The organism is uncultured Intestinimonas sp. (assembly GCF_944387245.1).
Lineage (GTDB): Bacteria > Bacillota > Clostridia > Oscillospirales > Oscillospiraceae > Intestinimonas.
This window is the reverse complement of sequence record NZ_CALXEE010000016.1, coordinates 19,012-36,034: the sequence shown is the minus strand read 5'-3', so window position 1 is coordinate 36,034 and position 17,023 is coordinate 19,012. Positions and strand designations below refer to the sequence as shown.

Annotated in this window: 12 protein-coding genes and 1 riboswitch; of the genes, 7 read left to right on the top strand and 5 right to left on the bottom strand. The window is 62.5% G+C overall.

The features are described 5' to 3' along the window. Positions 1 to 237 precede the first annotated feature (237 nt). The 7 genes from hemW to Q0K15_RS03890 all read left to right on the top strand — a co-directional run bounded on the left by hemW (position 238) and on the right by Q0K15_RS03890 (position 10,488). On the top strand, positions 238 to 1,458 hold the full coding sequence (gene hemW / locus Q0K15_RS03920; RefSeq protein ID WP_294512479.1) for a radical SAM family heme chaperone HemW: 1,221 nt from the start codon (positions 238 to 240) through the stop codon (positions 1,456 to 1,458). Positions 1,459 to 1,704: 246 nt separating this feature from the next. Further along, positions 1,705 to 4,941, top strand: a complete 3,237-nt coding sequence (locus Q0K15_RS03915) for a phosphodiester glycosidase family protein (RefSeq protein ID WP_294512475.1) — start codon at positions 1,705 to 1,707, stop codon at positions 4,939 to 4,941. Between the two features lie 147 nt (positions 4,942 to 5,088). Next, positions 5,089 to 5,273, top strand: a riboswitch (cobalamin riboswitch). Between the two features lie 125 nt (positions 5,274 to 5,398). After that, complete coding sequence (locus tag Q0K15_RS03910) at positions 5,399 to 5,710, top strand: cysteine-rich small domain-containing protein (RefSeq protein ID WP_294512472.1); 312 nt, start codon at positions 5,399 to 5,401, stop codon at positions 5,708 to 5,710. 249 nt (positions 5,711 to 5,959) lie between these two features. Beyond that, positions 5,960 to 7,249, top strand: coding sequence for a diaminopimelate decarboxylase (lysA, locus tag Q0K15_RS03905; protein WP_294512469.1), 1,290 nt, complete (start codon positions 5,960 to 5,962; stop codon positions 7,247 to 7,249). Between the two features lie 297 nt (positions 7,250 to 7,546). Continuing rightward, entirely contained in the window at positions 7,547 to 8,389 is an 843-nt protein-coding gene (locus Q0K15_RS03900; RefSeq protein WP_294512466.1) for a sulfide/dihydroorotate dehydrogenase-like FAD/NAD-binding protein, read from the top strand. A gap of 2 nt (positions 8,390 to 8,391) precedes the next feature. Further along, complete coding sequence (gltA, locus tag Q0K15_RS03895) at positions 8,392 to 9,783, top strand: NADPH-dependent glutamate synthase (RefSeq protein WP_294512463.1); 1,392 nt, start codon at positions 8,392 to 8,394, stop codon at positions 9,781 to 9,783. Positions 9,784 to 10,014: 231 nt separating this feature from the next. Beyond that, positions 10,015 to 10,488, top strand: coding sequence for a DUF2798 domain-containing protein (locus Q0K15_RS03890; RefSeq protein ID WP_294512460.1), 474 nt, complete (start codon positions 10,015 to 10,017; stop codon positions 10,486 to 10,488). A 65-nt stretch (positions 10,489 to 10,553) separates the two neighbouring features. Here Q0K15_RS03890 and Q0K15_RS03885 read toward each other — a convergent pair whose 3' ends face one another. The 5 genes from Q0K15_RS03885 to dpaL all read right to left on the bottom strand — a co-directional run bounded on the left by Q0K15_RS03885 (position 10,554) and on the right by dpaL (position 16,943). Then, positions 10,554 to 11,246, bottom strand: a complete 693-nt coding sequence (locus Q0K15_RS03885; RefSeq protein WP_294512458.1) for a hypothetical protein — start codon at positions 11,244 to 11,246, stop codon at positions 10,554 to 10,556. A 194-nt stretch (positions 11,247 to 11,440) separates the two neighbouring features. Beyond that, on the bottom strand, positions 11,441 to 12,382 hold the full coding sequence (gene arcC / locus Q0K15_RS03880; RefSeq protein WP_294512455.1) for a carbamate kinase: 942 nt from the start codon (positions 12,380 to 12,382) through the stop codon (positions 11,441 to 11,443). Between the two features lie 431 nt (positions 12,383 to 12,813). Next, the gene (gene ygeW / locus Q0K15_RS03875; RefSeq protein ID WP_294512452.1) at positions 12,814 to 14,013 is read right to left on the bottom strand and encodes a knotted carbamoyltransferase YgeW; all 1,200 of its coding nucleotides are present in this window, start codon (positions 14,011 to 14,013) and stop codon (positions 12,814 to 12,816) included. A 226-nt stretch (positions 14,014 to 14,239) separates the two neighbouring features. Beyond that, positions 14,240 to 15,652, bottom strand: a complete 1,413-nt coding sequence (locus Q0K15_RS03870) for a YgeY family selenium metabolism-linked hydrolase (protein ID WP_294512448.1) — start codon at positions 15,650 to 15,652, stop codon at positions 14,240 to 14,242. Positions 15,653 to 15,707: 55 nt separating this feature from the next. Next, complete coding sequence (gene dpaL, locus Q0K15_RS03865) at positions 15,708 to 16,943, bottom strand: diaminopropionate ammonia-lyase (protein ID WP_294512445.1); 1,236 nt, start codon at positions 16,941 to 16,943, stop codon at positions 15,708 to 15,710. Positions 16,944 to 17,023 lie beyond the last annotated feature (80 nt).

Here is a 17,023-nt window from a genome sequence, read left to right as displayed (position 1 = left end):
CACGGTAAAGCTTACCCGCCGGATCTGCTTTTCCGCCGTCCCCGGTACCCCTATGCGCTCCACAGGCCTCTTCTCCTTTCTTAAATAAGTACATGTCATTTTAGTATAACACGCTTTCCATCCCCGGCCAATCTCTTTTGCTTTTGGCCGGAAATTCCCCGCGCTTCATTGCCATCAGATGAAAAACGCGGTATAATGATTTATCATGATTCGATTTTGAAGCAAGGTGGGACCGCCATGGGAAAGCAGCTGGGCCTCTACATCCACATACCGTTTTGCAAAAGCAAGTGCGACTACTGTGACTTCTATTCCTTGTCCGGCCGCACCGAGCGCATGGATGACTACCAGAAGGCTCTGCTGACCCACATCAAGGAGACCGCCCCCCAGGCCAAGGGCTATCTGGTGGACACCATCTACTTCGGCGGCGGCACCCCCAGCTTCTACGGAGAAAAGCGCATCCGTGAACTGCTCTCCGTGATCCGGCGGAAGTTCGAGGTGGCCGGCAACGCTGAGGTCACCATGGAGGCCAACCCCGAGAGCGTGGACAAGAAGAGCATGGTGCGCCTCCGCCGGGCGGGCATCAACCGGGTCTCCCTGGGGATGCAGTCCGCCCACGACGACGAGCTCGCCGCCCTCCACCGGCCCCACTCCTTCCAGCAGGTCCAGGAGGCGGTGGCCGCCATCCGGGAGGCCAAGATCAAAAATCTGACCCTGGACCTAATGTACGGTCTGCCCGGCCAGGACATGGCCCGGTGGCAGGACTCGGTGGAGAAGGCCATCGCCCTCCAGCCCCAGCACATCTCCGGCTACGGCCTGAAGGTCGAGGAGGGCACACCCCTGTGCGCCCGGGTGTCCCGGGGTGAGACCCTCCCGGACGACGACATGCAGGCTGACATGTACCTGTGGATGGTGGCCCGGCTGGAGCACGCCGGCTATCACCAGTATGAGATCTCCAATTTTGCCCAGTCCGGCTTTCAATCGCGGCACAACCTGAAATATTGGCTCACCCGGCCCTACCTGGGCTTCGGGCCAGGCGCCCACTCCGATTTCGGCGGTCGGCGCTTCTCCTTCCTCCGGGATCTGGACGGCTATATCGACGGAGTGCTGGGCGGCAAGCCCATCATCGACTCCGACGACCTCATCCCCAAGCGGGAGCGTTCAGGAGAGTACCTTATGCTCCGGCTGCGGACCACCCGCGGCATCGAGGAGTGGGAGTACCGGCGGGAATATTTTATGAATTTCGACCCCATCGAGGCCAAGCTGGCCGAATATGAGCACAACGGCTGGGCCGCCCGGGACGGGCACCGCTGGCGGCTCACCCCCATCGGCTTCCTCATCTCCAACCAGCTCATCGGTGAGCTGCTGGAGCGGCAGGAGAGCGCCACCTTGGAGACTACCCTTCCCAAGGTACAAAAAACACCTCCGCCGCCCCCTCCCTCCGAGCCATCTGCCCCTTGATCCCAGCGCCCCGCATACCGTCCCGGCAGACCGTCATAATCCGGTCTGCCGGGATTTTCGTTTGCCGCGCCGGCATTCTAACTTTTTCCTAACATTGGTCTCTCCGGCAGCAAAACGACAGCTTTTCCCAGCCTCTGCCGTTTACAAAAAAGGGGGGGTGTGTTAGGATTATACCTATCATGAATGGGCCGCCCAACGGCCAGTCCCGTTCCCTTTCACCCTGCAATGATTTTTGGAGGCAACAGCATGAAACGATTTGGCATCCGGGCCACTGCGCTGACCCTGGCCGTTCTGGTGGGGCTCTCCCCCGCCGCGTCCGCGTCCATCGCTCTGGGCGACGAGCTCCACGGCGGCACCGTCTCCCTGGCGCCCGGCTCTGATCTGGTGGAGCAGGTTTTCTGGAGCAACTCCAAGTCCGACCTGCGCACCGAGCGGTACATCTCCTACTCCCCCGCCGACGGCGTCTACCCCGTGGTAGTCTACGGGGACAAGCTCATGTCCCGGCAGGACCTGGCCACCATGGCCAAGTCCCTGGAGGCCCAGGGGCTCCGGGTGGTGGGCGGCGTCAACGGCGACTTCTTCGATCTCTCCACCGGCAATGCCTTGGGCGTCATTATCAGCGACGGCGTATTGCGCACCACCTCCGGCGGCTACTACGCCGTTGGCTTTCTGGCCGATGGCACCGCCTTTATCGGCAAGCCCGACCTGGCCGTCACCGCCACCTTCAACGGCTCCACCATGCGGGTCACCGATGTGAACAAGACCCGCACCGCCGCCGACGGCAAGCACGAAGGCGGCCTCTACCTCTACACTGACGAGTTCAGCACCACCACCCAGCATACCAGCCCCGGCTACGACGTGATCCTCACCCCCGTTACCACCAATGTGGGCCAGACCGTGGACGTGGATCTGGATGTCACCGACACCGACGGCACCGCCTCAGAGTCTGCCGAGGAGACTCCTATGGAGACGACAGCTCAGGACACGAATGCCGCATCCTCCGGCGACATTGCCACCGATTCCCAGAACCTGGAGACCGCCACCCCCGCTGAGGGTACCCGCCAGGTGGACGAGGTCACTGGCTCTCTGCTTCTCTCCGACGAGCTCACCGTGGGCGGCCGTCTGGTGTGCACCGTTGATCAAGTGCTGGAGTCCACCACCTCCATCCAGATCCCCAAGGACAAGCTGGTCCTCACCGTCAACAAGCAGAACAACGAATGGCTCCTGGGCCAGGTGTCCTCCCTGAAGCCCGGCGACCAGGTGAGCATTGACGTCACCGCCGCCGACAGTCGGTGGAATGATGTGGTCACCGCCATCGGCGGCTACTACAAGATCGTCACCAATGGCCAGGTGGGCCCCCAGACCGACTCCACCGCCAACCCCCGCACCGCCATCGGCATCAAGGCCGACGGCAGCGTGATCTTCTACGCCATCGACGGCCGGCAGTCCGGTTACAGCGTGGGCGCCTCCCTTACCCAGGTGGCCCAGCGGCTCATTGAGTTGGGCTGCGTAGAGGCCGTGGCTCTGGATGGCGGCGGCTCCACCACCATCGGCGCCACCTTGCCGGGCACCTCCTCCATGTCCATTCTCAACTCCCCCTCCGACGGCAGCCTGCGCACCGTCAGCAACGGCATTTTCCTGGTCTCTGAGCTCTCGCCCAACGGGGTCCTGGACCACTATTATGTCACCCCCTACGACTCCGTGGTCCTCTCCGGCACCCAGGTAGCCCTCACCGCCACCCCGGTGGATGAGAACGGCTATACCTTTTCGGACAGTACCGCCGTCTCCTGGTCCATCCGCAACGGCGACGGCATCGTGGACGTGAACGGCGTCTTTACCGCCGGCAGTGAAAGCGGCACCACTCAGGTCACCGCCTCCGCCAACCGGGCCGAGGGCAGCGCCTCCATCACCGTGGTCAAGACCCCCGACTCCATCTCGGTGACCAACCAGGCCACCGGGGCTCCCGTCACCTCCATCGCCCTGGACCCACAGGAGAGCATCGATCTCACTGCCAGCGCGGTCTGGAAGAAGATTGCGCTCACCAGTCAGGACACCTGTTACACCTGGTCGGTAGACTCTGCCGTGGGCACTGTGGATGAAAACGGCGTTTTCACCGCCGGTACCAAGAGCGGCACTGGCAACCTCACCGTCAGCGCCGGCGGCACCTACATCACCATCCCCATCACCGTGGTCGGCCATATCAACACGCTGGACGATTTCGAGACCGACGAGGGTCTGTCCGCCCTCACCAGTTCCTCCAACGCGGTGATTAACCGGGAGTCCTCCGGCGATCTGGTGCGCTACGGTAAGCAGAGTGCCCGGGTGGATTACAGCGCTGGCGAGACCGGCTCCGCCTCTCTGGGTGCCTCCCTGGCCATCCCCACCGGCGACCGCTACCTGAGCATGTGGGTCTACGGCGACGGCTCCGGCAACACCCTCACCGCCACCATCGCCGACAGTGCCGGCACCACCAGCGATGTGGTTCTTTCCGCTTTGGACTTCACCGGCTGGAAGCACCTGACTGCCGCCCTGCCTGAGGGCACCGCCGCCCTCCATGGGCTCACCGTGGTCTACGGCGGCGGCGAGAAGGCCATCGGCACCATCTATCTGGATCAGTTTACCACGGCTACTGAGGCGCTGACCGACGAGACCGTCCCCACCGTCACCGTGACCGCCGAAAACGGCAAGCTTACCGGCTACGTCTCCGACAACGTGGACAAGGCCTTTGCCAAGTCGGCCATCACCCTGACCCTGGACGGCATGAGCGTAAACTTTACCTGGAATGAGTCCACCGGCACCCTGACCTATACCCTCCCCATCAGCGACGGCAAGCTCCACCGACTCACCGTCACCGCTGTGGACCAGAGCGGCAATGTGGGCCGCGGCTCCTACAACATCCTTCCCACCACCAACGAAGACGGCTCCACCACCTCTCAGAGCCCCTTCGTGGATATGACTGCCCACTGGGCCGCCCTCTACACCACCTACCTCTATGACATGGGTGTGGTTCAGGGTGTGGAGTCCAGCTCCGGCCTTCTCTTCCAGCCCGATAAGAACATCACCCGGGGCGAGTTCTCCCTGATGGTGGCCCGCTGGATGGGTCTGGATCTTACCGCTTATTCCGATGTCACCCTCCCCTTCGCCGACCTGGATACCACCCCCTCCTGGTGCGTGGACGCCATGAAGGCCATGTACACCGAGGGCATCATCAAAGGCAGCCTGGACAACGGCGTCCTCATGGGCCGGGCCACCGCCTCCATCAGCCGGGCCGAGGCCATGACCATCCTGGGCCGCATCCAGGGCAAGGGCTATGTGACTCAGTCCCTGACCTTCAGCGATGCCGCCTCCGTCCCCGCCTGGTCTCTCCCCTACGTGGAGTCCCTGGTGGGCCAGGGCATCATTTCCGGCTACAACAACCAGCTCCGGCCCAACGACTCCGTCACCCGGGCCGAGGTGGCCAAGATGCTCTTCTACCTCATGTAACCACCGTTTTCCCACTCCCCGCCGTCGTGAGACGGCGGGGAGTTTTTTCCACCACTCCGGCGCCGGCGGGGGAAAAGTCCACTTGACAGGGCGGGGAAAAGCCGCTATGATGGTAGGTACCGGTGGGAACTTTCCACCGGTGCAAGTAAATATCTCTGGTACGCAGGTGCGCCGATGGCGCTGCACAAGGGAAGCCGGGTGAGAATCCCGCACAAAGCCGTTGCTGTGTTGGCGGAGGGGTCCCCAGATGTCACTGGAGCAAGTGCTCCGGGAAGGCGGGGACCGCGCTGGACGCCGAAGTCAGAATACCTGCCTGCGTATGACGCACACAAAAACCTCTCCGAGCCTGAGAGGGTGCCGCCCTCCCGCCCCATCGGCGGGGGATATCGCTGCACGCTGTTTGGGCTGTGCAGCTTTTTTGCTGCCCGGAGACCGCCACGATGGAAAGGAGTCCGCCATGAGTGAACGTGACCGCGCAGGCGCCCCCCACTGGAAAGGTAAGGCCTTTTCCTTCTTCTCCCATCGCCAGTGCGAGTACTTCCCCTGCCATCCCACCAGCGACCCGGACAATTTCAACTGTCTCTTCTGCTACTGTCCCCTCTACGCCCTTGGACCCGACTGCGGCGGCAACTTCCGCTACACGGAAAAGGGTATCAAGGATTGCAGCCGCTGCACCCTGCCTCATCAACGGGACAACTACGGCTATGTCACCGCCAAGTTCCAGGAGATTGCCCGCCGGATGGCGGAGGAGCGGGAGCGTCCCCGCTAAACATGCCCCTTTTACGGGAAGGGGGACACATCACATCCTGCCATTCCTGTTTGTAGGATACGCGAAAAGGGCCTCGGACACCATGTCTGGGGCCCTTTTTGTCCGGGCGGCGCGCCGTCTCCACCCCAAAAAACAAGTCCCATTTTGTGGGTTTCCGGTTGCGCCCCGGGCCAAAGCTGGTATAATAGTGCCCAGATGATTTTGGGGGAGCCCCGCTCCCCTTCACCAAAGATCGGGAGGGAACCACCTATGTGCATGGAGATCCGAGACAATACCCTTTATTTTGACGGCTGCGACACCACCACCCTGGCCAAGACCTTCGGCACCCCGCTGTACGTCTACTCCCAGACCGCCCTGGAGGGACGCTTCCAGGCTCTTCATACCGAGTTCCTGGACAAGTGGGAGAACACCCGTGCAGCCTACGCCGCCAAGGCCTTCTGCACCCCCGCCCTGCTGCGGCTGGTGAAGAACGCTGGACTGTGCGTGGACGTGGTTTCCGGTGGCGAGCTCACCTGTGCTCTCTCCGCCGGCTTCCCCGCCGAGCGCATTGAGTTCAACGGCAACAACAAGCTGCCGGCCGAACTGGAGCTGGCGGTGGCGAGCGGCGTAGGACGCGTCATTATCGACGGCCTTCAGGAGCTCTCGCTGCTGGAGTCCATCTGCGCCCAAAAGGGCAAGAAGATGAAGGTCCTCTATCGGGTCACCCCCGGCGTCAAGGCCGACACCCACGACTACATCATCACCGGAAAAAAGGACTCCAAGTTCGGTATTCCCCTGGATGAGGACATCATCTACCCCGCCATCAAAGCCGCCATCGATTCCCCCTGGGTGGACCTGCTGGGCCTCCACTTCCACGTGGGCTCCCAGCTCTTCGAGGTCCGGCCCTACCTGGAGGCCCTGGAGGTGGTGCTTGGCTTAGTGAAGGAGACCTGGAGCCGCTACCACTTCGCCATGACCGAGCTCAACGTGGGCGGCGGCTTCGGCATCTGCTACACCGATGAGGAGCCCAAGGGCTATGGATGGTACCTGGACCCTCTCATGGAACGCATCGATGCCTTCTTCCGGGACCTGGGCCTCCCCCGGCCGGCGGTGGTCACCGAGCCCGGCCGCAGCGTAGTGGGCGAGGCGGGCATCACCCTCTACACCGTGGGTTCCATCAAGGACATCCCGGGTGTGCGGAAGTACGTGTCCGTAGACGGCGGCATGACCGACAACATCCGCCCCGCCCTTTACCAGGCCAAGTACCGGGCCATTGCCGCCAACAAGGCAGAGGCTCCCGCCGCAGAGACGGTGACGGTGTGCGGCAAGTGCTGCGAGTCAGGAGACATCCTCCTCCGGGACGCCGCCCTCCCCGCTCTGGAGGCCGGGGACATTCTGGCCGTCCTCTCCACCGGCGCCTACGGCTACTCCATGGCCAGCAACTACAACTCCAACCCCATCCCGGCGGTGGCCCTGGTAAAGGAGGGCCGCTCCGGACTCATGGTCCGGCGGCAGACCTGGGAGGACCTCCTCTCCACCAGCTGCGATCCCAGCCTGTAAATCAGCAGGAATCCATCCCATCCGGCTGTTGCCGGATGGGATGGATTCCTGCTTTTTTGTCGTGTCCTCTCTGTTCCCTGTGGAAATCGCACAGTCTGCCGGGTTCACATTTGTGCATTCTTATAATTTTTTTGCAGACCTGAATTTTCACCTGTTCTTTTGCTATGAGATGTGCTAAACTAGATAGCGTGAAATTGACTTGGCAACGGCTGTAACGAAGTGCTTGTGCGCACGGGCTGGTTACGGCGGTTGCTTTTCTTTTTACCAGCACATATTTGCCTAAGGGAGGAGCACATCATGTACCGTATCGTGGAAAAAACACCCCTAAACCCCACCGTCACCAAGATGGTGGTGGATGCCCCCCTCATTGCCAAAAAGGCCCTGCCCGGCCAGTTTGTCATTCTGCGGGCCTGTGCCGACTCCGAGCGCATCCCTCTCACCGTGGCCGACTACGACCGGGAAAAGGGCACCGTCACCGTCATCTTCCAGATCGTAGGCGCCGGAACCATGGAGCTGGACGCCCTGAAGGAGGGCGAGTCCCTCCACGACTTTGTGGGGCCCCTGGGCCGGGCCAGTGAGCTGGACGGCCTCAAGAAGGTCTGTGTGGTGGGAGGCGGCGTGGGCTGCGCCATCGCCCTGCCTGTGGCCAAGGCCCTCCACGAGAAGGGCGCCGAGGTCCATAGCGTGGTGGGCTTCCGGAACCAGGATCTGGTCATCTTGGAGGATGAGTTCCGCGCCTGCAGCGACAAGTTCGTCCTCATGAGCGATGACGGCAGCTGCGGGCAGAAGGGACTGGTCACAGCCGCCCTGGAGGAGCTCATCACCTCCGGCGAGCAGTACGATGAGGTCATCGCCATCGGGCCTCTGGTGATGATGAAGTTCGTGGTGGCCGTCACCAAGAAGTACAACGTCAAGACCGTGGTCTCCATGAACCCCATCATGATCGACGGCACCGGCATGTGCGGCGGCTGCCGGCTCACCGTGGGCGGCAAGACCAAGTTCGCCTGCGTGGACGGGCCGGAGTTCGACGGCTTTGAGGTGGACTTTGACGAGGCCATCCACCGGGGCGCCATGTACAAAGACTTCGAGGTCCACGCCCGCGAGGAAGCCTGCAATCTTTTGAACCAGGAGGTACGCTGACCATGGCCAATATGAGTTTGACAAAATGCCCCATGCCCAGCCAGGACCCGGAGGTCCGCAGCCACAACTTTGACGAGGTGGCCCTGGGCTATACCGCTGAGATGGCCGTGGAGGAGGCCAAGCGCTGCCTCAACTGCCCCAAGAAGCCCTGCCACAGCGGCTGCCCCGTGGGCATCGACATTCCCGCCTTTATCGGCAAGGTGGCCGAAGAGGATTTCGCCGGGGCCTATGAGGTCCTGGAGCGCTCCACCACCCTGGCCGCCGTCTGCGGCCGGGTCTGCCCCCAGGAGAGCCAGTGCGAGGGCGTGTGCGTTCGGGGCGTCAAGGGTGAGCCGGTGGCCATCGGCCGTCTGGAGCGCTTCGTGGCCGACTGGCATCGCGAGCACGCTCAAGAGGAGCCGGTGAAGGCCGCCCCCAACGGCCACAAGGTGGCGGTGGTGGGCTCCGGCCCCAGCGGCCTTACCTGCGCCGGTGACCTGGCTAAGCTGGGCTACGCCGTCACCGTCTTTGAGGCCCTCCACACCCCCGGCGGCGTGCTGGTCTACGGCATCCCCGAATTCCGGCTCCCCAAGGAGCTGGTCCGCAAGGAGATCGCCACCCTGGAGGCCATGGGCGTGGAATTCCAGACCAATATGGTCATCGGCAAGGTGCTCACCGTGGATGAGCTCATGGAGGACATGGGCTATGAGTGCGTCTACCTGGCCTCCGGCGCCGGTCTCCCCTCCTTCATGGGCATCCCCGGCGAGACCCTCAACGGGGTATACTCCGCCAACGAGTACCTCACCCGGGTCAACCTGATGAAGGCCTACCGGCCCGACAGCCACACTCCCATCGCCAAGAGTAAGTCTGTGGCCGTGGTGGGCGGCGGCAACGTGGCCATGGACGCCGCCCGCTGCGCCAAGCGGCTGGGGGCGGAAAACGTCTACATCGTTTACCGCCGCAGCATGGATGAGCTCCCCGCCCGTAAGGAGGAGGTGGAGCATGCTCAGGAGGAGGGCATCATCTTCCGTCTGCTCACCAATCCCGTGGAGGTCCTGGGCGACGAGACCGGCCACGTCAAGGGCATGAAGTGTATCCGCATGGAGCTGGGCGAGCCCGACGCCTCCGGCCGCCGCCGCCCCGTACCCGTCCCCGACAGTGAGTTCGTACTGGATGTGGACACCATGATCATGTCCATCGGCACCTCCCCCAACCCCCTCATCCGCTCCACCACTCCCGGCCTGGAGACCAACAAGCACGGCTGCATCGTCACCAACGGCGAGGACGGCCTCACCAGCCGCACCGGCGTCTACGCCGGCGGTGACGCCGTCACCGGCGCCGCCACCGTCATTCTGGCCATGGGAGCCGGCAAGCAGGCCGCCGCCGCCATTCACAAGTACATCCAGGAAAAGTGAGCCCTTTTCCCCCACAGATGTGACAAGTCTCCGCTCTGCTGTTCCGCCCCTCTTGTGGAACCTGCCGTTTTTTCCAAATCGGCAAAAAACACTTACGAGGCCGGAGAAAATAGGCTAGAATAGGGACATAACAGTAGTCGCAGTGAAGAAGAAGGTCGCGAGACGAAGGTTTCGCGGCCTTCTTTTTTTGCGCCGCGGCTCACATCTCATTCTGGAAAGGAGCCTTTCCCCATGCCCCAAACCAAATTTCAAAACGTAGTCTTCACCATCATTATGGCCGTCATTATGGTCTACGGTATGATCGTCTACAATGTGGCACTCAATACCGGCGGTGTCACCAACCAGACCTTCCTGATGGCCCTCCACGAACTGTCCATCATGGCCCCCATTGCCTTCGTGCTGGAGTTCTTCGTGGTGGAAAAGCTGGCCACCCGCCTGGCCTTTACCTTCATGCGACCCACTGACCGGCCCCAGTTCATCACCTACGCCATCTCCACCATGATCGTGTGCATCATGTGTCCCACCATGAGCCTCATCGCCACCCTCCTCTTCAAGGAGCCCAGCTTTGGCACCTGGATCCACACCTGGGGCTGCAACATGCCTGTGGCCCTCATCTGGCAGCTCCTCTACTGCGGCCCCCTCTGCCGCCTCATCTTCCGGCTGCTGTTCCGGGTGCCTACCGCCCAGCCCGCCCAGGCCCACTGATCGTCCACAGGATGTGGAAAAGCCCTGCCGTTCACAATGAACGGCAGGGCTTTGTTCTTTTCGTATCAGCGTCCGCACAGGCGGTCGGTGCAGTTGGCACAGCGCAGAGCCTGGTTGCTCCCCTCCCAGAAGCGCTCCGGGTGGCGGTGCCACTGGACCTCCCACACCACTACCACCACTATGGCCATTCCCAGCAGAGTCCAGCCATAAAAGCCGGGGATGAAGAGGAAGGGGACAAACATCATCAGGTGGTCCCAGTTGAAGATGCGGCAGGTGGTACAGCACCGGTTCTTCATGAGAAATGTGCGGAAGGGACACCACACCACCACGCAGATGAGATCACTCACATAGAAGAACACGGCGGAGAGGAATAGCTCCTCCGTGCCAAAGACCTCGGTGCTCCGCAGAACTCCCAGGGCGATGGTCATGGCCACCCAGGATACCAGGACCTTTCTGGCCCCCCGGTCGCTCTTTCGCACATAGGCCTCCAGCGCCGCGGCATCCCAATCGGGGATGGGCCGGTACCAGCGCTGAAACTGCTTCTGTGAGCCCAGCGCCACGATCTGACGGGTGGGGATAAGCTGGAGGACCATATCCCCCATCCAGAGGAACCACAGCAGGTGGAGCGGGGATAACCTCTGCCAGAAGCCCCCGCCCAACAGCACCTGGAAGGCGGCACGGTCGGCCAGGAGCACCCACACGGTGGCCGCCGCCGTCACTACCCGGAAGGCCAGCTGCAGCCGGTACTTCCGCAGCATGACGGAAACGCCCCTGCTCCCCTTTTTTACCGCTGTTTTCTCCAACTTTTCCACCGTCCAACCGTCTTTGGCCCGCCGGCCAATCTTTCGCTTCCTACATTTTAATGGAAAGCACGCGCCGGGTCAACCCCGGAAAAGACTTCGCCGCCGGTCAAAAGGGAGATTTTCCCCTTAGACCGGCGGCGTTTCCTCTCTTATTGCTGAATGAGGGTACCCGTCTTGCCCTCAATACCGTCCTTGGCCTTCTCCAGGAGGGTGATAAGAGCGGTGCGGCCCTCCTTGGACTGGGCGAACTGGACGGCGGCCTGGACCTTGGGCAGCATGGAGCCGGGGGCGAACTCCCCGTCGGCCATGTACTTCTCGGCCTGGGCCGGGGTCAGGGTGGAGAGCCACTGCACGTCGGGCTTGCCGAAGTGGATGGCCACCTTCTCCACGGCGGTGAGGATAATGAGGCAGTCGGCGTCCAGCTGCTGGGCCAGGGTGCAGGCGGCAAAATCCTTGTCAATGACAGCGGCGGCGCCCTTCAGGTGGTGTCCCTCGGTCTTGAAGACGGGGATTCCGCCACCGCCGCAAGCAACCACCACCAGGCCGGCCTCCACCATGTCCCGGATGGACTGGATCTCCACGATGGACACGGGCTTGGGAGAGGCCACCACACGGCGGTATCCCCGGCCGGCGTCCTCGATGACATCGTAGCCACGCTCGGCCACCAGCTTGTCGGCCTCGGCCTTGGTCATGAAGGCTCCGATGGGCTTGGTGGGGTGGGAGAAGGCGGGATCGTCGGGGTCCACCTCCACCTGGGTGAGGACGGTGGCCACGCCCTTGGCGATGCCCCGGTCCAGCAGCTCCTCCCGAAGGGCATTCTGGAGGTCATAGCCGATGTAGCCCTGGCTCATGGCCACGCACACCGACAGCGGGCAGGGGATGTACTTCTCGGGTTCGGAGCGGGTGAGCTCCGCCATTGCCTTCTGGATCATGCCCACCTGGGGACCGTTTCCATGGGCAATAACCACCTCGTGGCCCTCCTGGATGAGGTCGGCGATTGCCTTGGCCGTCTGCTTCACGGCGATCATCTGCTCGGGGAGATTGTCGCCCAGAGCATTGCCGCCCAGGGCGATCACGATACGTTTACCCATGATACTGCACCTCGTTTTTTCAAACCTGTTCGGACTTAGGGCGGCAATGCGTGCCGCGCCTTTTGGCGCGCTCAAGCGGTCTGCCGCAGGCAGGCCCTTGGCGCAGGCGGAATTCACTTCCGCCGGGCATATGAAGTCACTTTCGGGTCCCCGGGACAGCGAAGCTGTTCCCGCGCCGTCCGGCGCGTTCAAGCGGTCTGCCCCTTGGCAGACCCTTGGCGCAGGCGGAATTCACTTCCGCCGAGCATGTGAAGTCACTCTCGGGTGCCCCAGAACAGCTTCGCTGTTCTGGGGGAAAAATAGTGGGACCCACCCGCACAGAAAGTTCAGTTCCATCAGGCGGGTGGGTCCGTTGGGGGAAGGAAGGTCAGAAATGGATGGCAGATGTCAGGCGGATGGCCGGGAAAGAGCCTCCCGCCGGGAATGCGGTCTTACTTCTGGAACCAGCGGGCGATGCCACGGTCCTCCAGGGCCTTCAGAGTGGCCTGGGGGTCCTTCACCTTGGCCAGGAAAATCATGGCGGCGATGATGTAGGGCTTGAAGGAAGCCTCCTTGTAGAGGGGATCGCGGTAGCGGTCGAATACGCTGGCCTCCACCTCGCCGTCCACACAGGAGACGCCGTTGATGTCGGCGGGCAGGCAGTGCATGTAAAGGGCCTTGCCGTCCTTGGTGGTCTTCATGAGCTCCTCGGTGCAGCACCAGTCCTTGTGCTCGGCGTTCTGGGCCAGCAGCTCCTTCTCCAGGGCCTTGATGCCCTCGGAGTCACCCTGAGCATACAGGTCGGTACGCTTCTCCATGGCGGCGAAGGGAGCCCAGCTCTTGGGATACACGATGTCGGCGTCCTTGAAGGCCTCAGCCATGGAGTTGGTCTTGGTGAAGGTGCCGCCGGACTTCTCGGCGTTCTTCTTGGCGACCTCTTCCACCTCGGGCATGACCTCGTAGCCCTCGGGATGGGCCAGGACCACGTCCATGCCGAAGCGGGTCATCAGGCCGATAACACCCTGGGGCACGGAGAGGGGCTTGCCGTAGGAGGGGGAGTAGGCCCAGGTCATGGCCACCTTCTTGCCCTTCAGGTTCTCCACGCCGCCGAACTCATGGATGATGTGCAGCATGTCGGCCATGCACTGGGTGGGGTGGTCAATGTCGCACTGCAGGTTCACCAGGGTGGGCTTCTGCTCCAGGACCCCGTCCTTGTTGCCGGCGGTGACGGCGTCCACCACCTCGTGCATGTACTTGTTGCCCTTGCCGATGTACATGTCGTCACGGATACCGATGACGTCGGCCATGAAGGAGATCATGTTGGCAGTCTCACGGACGGTCTCGCCGTGGGCGATCTGGCTCTTGCCCTCGTCCAGGTCCTGGACCTCCAGGCCCAGCAGGTTGCAGGCGGAGGCGAAGGAGAACCGGGTGCGGGTGGAGTTGTCGCGGAAGAGGGAGATGCCCAGGCCGGACTCGAAGATCTTGGTGGAGATGTTGTTCTCACGCATGTAACGCAGGGCGTCGGCCAGGGTGAACACGGCCTCGATCTCGTCGTCGGTCTTCTCCCAGGTCAGGAAGAAGTCGCCGTTGTACATGTCCTTGAAGTTGAGCTTGTTGAGCTTGTCGATATACATCTGAAGGGTCTTATCCATGAAAACCGTCTCCTTATCTCAATTTTAACTTATAATTCATCCGTATTGCGCACTGGTCTGTCACGCTGCGCCTGCTCGCGACGGCTCCGCGCTTCTTACTGTCACGCTTTGCTCGTCTCGCGGTCGGGTCGCCTTCCCTTCGTCTCAGGCTGGTCTGCGGACCGATACGGCCCTCCGCTCGCCCTCGCTCCGGTCCAGGCTCCCCTGCTCGACGGCTCCGCGCTTCTTACTTGATGTCATTATTGGTCTTACCGGCCCGGAACTGGGTCACGTCGTCGGTCTTGTTCTCCTCCTTGTAGAGGCCGGGCACGGCGGCGTACAGGGCGGCGCAGCGGACCAGGTCGTCCTTCCAGGTGATCTCGTTGGGGGCGTGGGCCTGGCTCTCGGCGCCGGGGCCGAAGCCCACGCAGGGGATGCCGTACCGGCCCTGGATGGCCACACCGTTGGTGGAGAAAGTCCACTTGTCGGTGAGGGGACGGCCCTCACGCAGGTGCATGGCGTCCCGCTTGATGTCGGCGTCGGTGTAGCCCAGACGCTTGTCGCCGAAGAGGGCGTGGTGGGCATCCACCAGAGCCTGGACGTGGGCGGCGGACTCCTTGTTGATCCAGGTGGGGAAGTAGGCCTCGGTCTCATAGACCTCGCCGGTCCAGGAGGGACGGTCGTACATGTACATGGACACCTTCACGTCGTCGCCGTACTTCTTCACGCTGGGCAGATCCCGGATCTCCTGGAGGCAGGAGTCCCAGGTCTCGCCGGCGGTCATGCGGCGGTCGATGGAGATGGCGCAGGAGTCGGCCACGGCGCAGCGGCTGGGAGAGGTGTAGAAGATCTGACTGGTGGTGCAGGTGCCCCGGCCCAGGAAGCGGGCATCCTCGTAGTGCTCGGGGTTGTACTTGGGATTGAGCATCTTCACGAGGCCCTTGATCTCGGTGGCGTCGGCGTCGTCGTTCTCGTTGAGGGCACGGACGTCCTGGAGGATGTCGGCCATCTTGTAGATGGCGTTGTCGCCGCGCTCGGGGGCGGAGCCGTGGCAGGAGACGCCCTTCACGTCCACACGGATCTCCATGCGGCCCCGGTGGCCGCGGTAGATGCCGCCGTCGGTGGGCTCGGTGGAGATGACGAACTCCACCTGCTCTTTCTTAATTCCGTTGGCGGGGAAGAACTTGTTGACGATGTACTGCCAGCACATGCCGTCGCAGTCCTCCTCCTGGACGGAGCCCACGACCATGATCTTGTAGCCGGCGGGGATGAGGCCCAGATCCTTCATGATCTTGGCGCCGTAAGTGGCGGAGGCCATACCGCCCTCCTGGTCGGAGCCGCCCCGGCCGAAGATGATGACGTCGTCCTCATAGCCCTTGTAGGGGTCGGCCTCCCAGTTGTCGATGTTGCCGATGCCCACGGTGTCGATGTGGGAGTCGATGGCGATGATCTTGTCGCCCTCGCCCATCCAGCCGATGACGTTGCCCAGACCGTCGACCTCCACCTTGTCGTAGCCCAGCTTCTCCATCTCGGCCTTGATGCAGGCCACGACCTCCTTCTCCTCGCAGCTCTCGCTGGGGTGGGAGATCATATCCCGGAGAAAACGGGTCATGTCGGCGCGATAGCCTTCGGCGGCCTTCTTGATCTGCTCAAAATCCATATCAGTGCCCTCCATTATCAGTCATTTGATCCATCCGTCAAAACATGCTCGTATCTTAGTAGGCGTGCTGGGGTGAGTCGGTGGTGGGATACTCGCCGTCCCAGATCACCCGGCGGAACTTCAGCGGGTCGGTGTTGCCCTCGGTGGAGAACATCAGCACCTGGCTGAAGCGGTCCAGCTCCAGCATCTCCCGCAGATCCTTGTAGGTGTCGTCACACATGATGGCGTCCAGACAGCCCATGCCCACGGCGCCGGACTCGCCGGAGATGACCACCGGGTCCCCCTTTACGGGCACGCCCAGCATCCGCATGCCCTTGGCGCTCACCCAGTCGGGGCAGGAGACGAAGGCGCTCACGTGGTTGCGCAGAATGTCCCAGGAGAGGGTGTTGGGCTCGCCGCAGGCCAGACCGGCCATGATGGTCTGGAGGTCGCCGGTGACGATGCGGGGCTTTCCGTCCCCAGCCACAGCGCCCCGGTAGAGGCAGTCGGCGGCGCGGGCCTCCATGACCACGAACTTGGGGGGATCGTTGGGATAGAGGTTGGTGAAGTAGCCCACCACGGCGCCGGCCAGGGAGCCCACGCCGGCCTGGACAAAGACGTGGGTGGGCCGGTTCACGCCGATCTGCCGGAGCTGGTCAGCGGCCTCGTTGGCCATGGTGCCGTAGCCCTGCATGATCCAGGAGGGGATCTCCTCATAGCCCTCCCAGGCGGTGTCCTGGACGATGACGCCGTGCTCGGTCTGCTCGGCCTCGGCCGCCGCCATGCGGACGCAGTCGTCGTAGTTCACGTCCTCGATGGTGACCTGGGCGCCCTCCTTGGCGATGTTGTCATACCGGGACTGGCTGGAGCCCTTGGGCATGTGGACCACCGCCTTCTGGCCCAGCTTGTGGGCCGCCCACGCCATGCCCCGGCCGTGGTTGCCGTCGGTGGCGGTGAAGAAGGTGGCTTGGCCGAACTCCTTGCGGAAGGAGTCGCTGGTCAGGTAATCATAAGTCATCTCGGAGACGTCCCGGCCCATCTCACCGGCGATGTACTTGGCCATAGCGAAGGAGCCGCCCAGCACCTTAAAAGCGTTGAGCCCAAAGCGGTAGGACTCATCCTTCACGTAGACCCCGCCCAGCCCCAGGTACTTGGCCATGCCGTCCAGCCGGGCCAGAGGGGTAATGGAGTACTGGGGGAAGCTGCTGTGGAAAAACCGCGCCTTGGCCACGTTGCTCAGGGACATGATGGACAGATTCTTGTCCTCGCTCTTGGGCATGTGGTTGTCCGTCCACTTGATGGGGTCTTTCATCCCGTTTTTCGCCTCCAAAATGTTTTAAAGCATTCCATACTTTTTGTCTGATTCTGAGTACATCATACCACGTATCCAGA

Excerpts from the sequence above, each read along its gene's own strand:
- hemW (WP_294512479.1), top strand. The coding sequence starts at position 238 with ATGGGAAAGCAGCTGGGCCTCTACATCCACATACCGTTTTGCAAAAGC.
- Q0K15_RS03915 (WP_294512475.1), top strand. The coding sequence starts at position 1,705 with ATGAAACGATTTGGCATCCGGGCCACTGCGCTGACCCTGGCCGTTCTG.
- Q0K15_RS03910 (WP_294512472.1), top strand. The coding sequence starts at position 5,399 with ATGAGTGAACGTGACCGCGCAGGCGCCCCCCACTGGAAAGGTAAGGCC.
- lysA (WP_294512469.1), top strand. The coding sequence starts at position 5,960 with ATGTGCATGGAGATCCGAGACAATACCCTTTATTTTGACGGCTGCGAC.
- Q0K15_RS03900 (WP_294512466.1), top strand. The coding sequence starts at position 7,547 with ATGTACCGTATCGTGGAAAAAACACCCCTAAACCCCACCGTCACCAAG.
- gltA (WP_294512463.1), top strand. The coding sequence starts at position 8,392 with ATGGCCAATATGAGTTTGACAAAATGCCCCATGCCCAGCCAGGACCCG.
- Q0K15_RS03890 (WP_294512460.1), top strand. The coding sequence starts at position 10,015 with ATGCCCCAAACCAAATTTCAAAACGTAGTCTTCACCATCATTATGGCC.
- Q0K15_RS03885 (WP_294512458.1), bottom strand. The coding sequence starts at position 11,246 with ATGCTGCGGAAGTACCGGCTGCAGCTGGCCTTCCGGGTAGTGACGGCG.
- arcC (WP_294512455.1), bottom strand. The coding sequence starts at position 12,382 with ATGGGTAAACGTATCGTGATCGCCCTGGGCGGCAATGCTCTGGGCGAC.
- ygeW (WP_294512452.1), bottom strand. The coding sequence starts at position 14,013 with ATGGATAAGACCCTTCAGATGTATATCGACAAGCTCAACAAGCTCAAC.
- Q0K15_RS03870 (WP_294512448.1), bottom strand. The coding sequence starts at position 15,652 with ATGGATTTTGAGCAGATCAAGAAGGCCGCCGAAGGCTATCGCGCCGAC.
- dpaL (WP_294512445.1), bottom strand. The coding sequence starts at position 16,943 with ATGAAAGACCCCATCAAGTGGACGGACAACCACATGCCCAAGAGCGAG.